General features: G+C 66.9%; 2 protein-coding genes and 1 pseudogene. All 3 read right to left on the bottom strand.

The features are described from left to right. Window positions 1–320, bottom strand: a pseudogene (locus ELR45_RS36365) (ABC transporter permease); the annotation flags it as partial. Next, window positions 317–1,288, bottom strand: a complete 972-nt coding sequence (locus ELR45_RS01090; RefSeq protein ID WP_129662739.1) for an ABC transporter permease — start codon at window positions 1,286–1,288, stop codon at window positions 317–319. The gene ELR45_RS01090 and the pseudogene ELR45_RS36365, both read right to left, overlap by 4 nt. A gap of 7 nt (window positions 1,289–1,295) precedes the next feature. Next, window positions 1,296–2,343: ABC transporter substrate-binding protein (locus tag ELR45_RS36360; RefSeq protein WP_205855652.1), on the bottom strand; the 1,048-nt coding region annotated here is incomplete at its 5' end.

Genomic DNA, 2,343 nt, shown 5'->3' with positions numbered 1-2,343 from the left:
ACCGTGGCGAACGCGACGGCGACCACCGCGATCAGCATCGAGTTGCCCACTCCGGCGGCCACCCGGGAGAAGACGTCCCGGCCGAACTGGTCGGTGCCGAACCAGAACTCGCCCGACGGCGCCAGCAGACGTGACGGGGGATCTTGGGCCAGCGGGTCACTCGGGAGTGCACCGAGCAACGCGAGCACGGTGACGATCGCGAGCGCGGAGGTGATGATGAGGCCGCAGAGCGTGGTCCGGTTGCGGGTGAGCGTGCGCAGCAGTCCCCGTCCGCTGACTTTGCCCGGTGCGATCTCGGGAATCTGGGTGGTTGTGGTCATGCTGCACGCACCCTGGGGTCGATGATCCGGTACAGGAGGTCGGTCAGCAGATTCACCAGGACGAAAGTCAGCGCGATGATCAGCACTGTGCTCTGCACCAGGGCGTACTCGTTCTGCTGGATGCCGAGCAGCACCTGCCGGCCGATACCGGGCAGGGAGAACACCTGCTCGACGACGACCGCCCCGCCGAGCAGGTAGCCGAACTGCAGGCCTGTCATGGTGACGATGGGCACCAGGGCGTTGCGCAGCACGTGCCGGACCTGAAGACGGCGTGGCGGGACGCCCTTGGCACGCGCGGTGCGCACGAAGTCGCCCGACTTGATCTCGAGGACGGCGGTGCGGGTGATCCGCATGATCGGCGCCGCCACGCCGAAGCCCAGGACGAGCGCGGGCAGGAACATCTGTTGCAGGTTCAGCAGCGGGTCATCGAACAGTCCCGCGTACGGCTCTCCGTTCGGGTTGAACCCGAACTCCGACGCCAGCACCGACATGAGCGTCGTCGCCAGCAGAAATGCCGGGATGGACAGGCCGGCCAGGCCCACCACCTGTCCAACGGCGTCGCGCGCCGAGTTCGGGCGGGACGCCGACAGCATTCCCAGCAGGATGCCTACGACCAGCGCGATGATGATCGAGAGCACCGCGAGCTCGAACGTGACCGGGAGCGCGCGCAGCGTCAGGTCCGCGACGCTCTCCTGCGCCCGGGACGAGAAACCGAGGTTGCCGGTCACCATGTTGCCCAGCCAGCTGAAGAACTGGCTGAACAGCGGCTGGTCGATCCCGTAGTACTCTTCGAGCGACGCGCGCTGGTCGGGCGTCAGAGCCGCCGCCTCGGTGCCGAGGTTCGACGTGATCTGGTCACCCGGGATGGCCCTCAACATCACGAAGACGAGGACGGCCACCCCCAGCAGGGTGAACAGGGCTTGCCCCACGCGACGGACGGTGCCGTTGTGCAGGAATGTGTCGAGCATCAGGCGCTCAGTCGGTGAAGCCGGCCGTGCGCAGATACTGCAACGAGCCGTTCGCCATCGGAACGAAGCCTTGCAGCGAGTTGTGCGCCACCGTGTACGTGTAGCCGGTGAAGAGCCATACCCATGCGGCGTTGTCCTCCAGGTGCCGGGCGGCCTCGTCGTAGATGGCCTTGCGCTCCTCCTCGTCGGTGGTCTGCAGCCCTTGGCTGAACAGCTCGTCGAGCTCGGGTGAGCTGTAGCCGGCGACCTCGTTCAGGTTGCCGTCGCTGGTGAAGTATCGCCCGTACATTCCGTCTGGTTCGGGCCGCCCACCGTTGAGAGCCACGGCGGCGTCGAAGTCGGCCGCGACCCACCGGTCGACGAACGCGCCGGACTCCAGCGGCTCCAGCGCGAGCTCGATGCCGACCTCTTCAAGCTGGGCCTTCAGGTTCTGTGCCTCGTTCACCGAGGTTGCGTACTCGCCCTGGGAGACGATCGTCTCGATGACGACGGGCGTGTCGACGTCGGCCTGCTCGAGGTAATCCATGGCCTGGTCCACGTCGCGTTCCGGGCACGGCCGGGCATTGTGATCCGAACGGTAGGCGGGCGAGGTGATCGGGCCGGTGACCTCGCCCTCGCCCAGAGCCGCGGTGTCCAGCAGCTCCTGCCGGTCGATGCCGCACTGGATCGCCAGCCGTACGTTCACATCGGCCAGCGGGCCTTGGCGCGCGTTGAGCTGCAAGACGTGGTAGCTCAGCTGGGGAGTCTCGGTCACTGTGACATCCGGGCTGGTCGCGGTGTCCGCGACGAGAGGATCGTCGAAGACCGCCATCTGTACGTTGCCGGCCTGCAGCGAGGAGACGATCGACGACTCGTCGGGGATCACCCGGAACTCGACGGTGTCCAGCGGTGCCGGATCGCCCCAGTAGGAGTCGTTGCGCTCGAGGGTGATCGACTGGTTCGCCACCCTGTCGGAGAAGGCGAACGGTCCAGTGCCGTTCGGGGCGGTGTTGAGCTCGTCCTCGGTGTCCTCGGAGGACAGCATCGCGATGTTGGCGGTGGCGAGGTTCGCGAAC

Origin of the sequence: Phytoactinopolyspora endophytica, assembly GCF_004138495.1 — a bacterium.
Taxonomy (GTDB): Bacteria; Actinomycetota; Actinomycetes; order Jiangellales; family Jiangellaceae; genus Phytoactinopolyspora; species Phytoactinopolyspora endophytica.
This window is presented reverse-complemented; position numbering and strand designations above follow the sequence as displayed.

What these genes read in the sequence shown, in the direction of transcription:
- ELR45_RS01090 (WP_129662739.1), bottom strand. Translation starts at nt 1,288, where the DNA reads ATGCTCGACACATTCCTGCACAACGGCACCGTCCGTCGCGTGGGGCAA.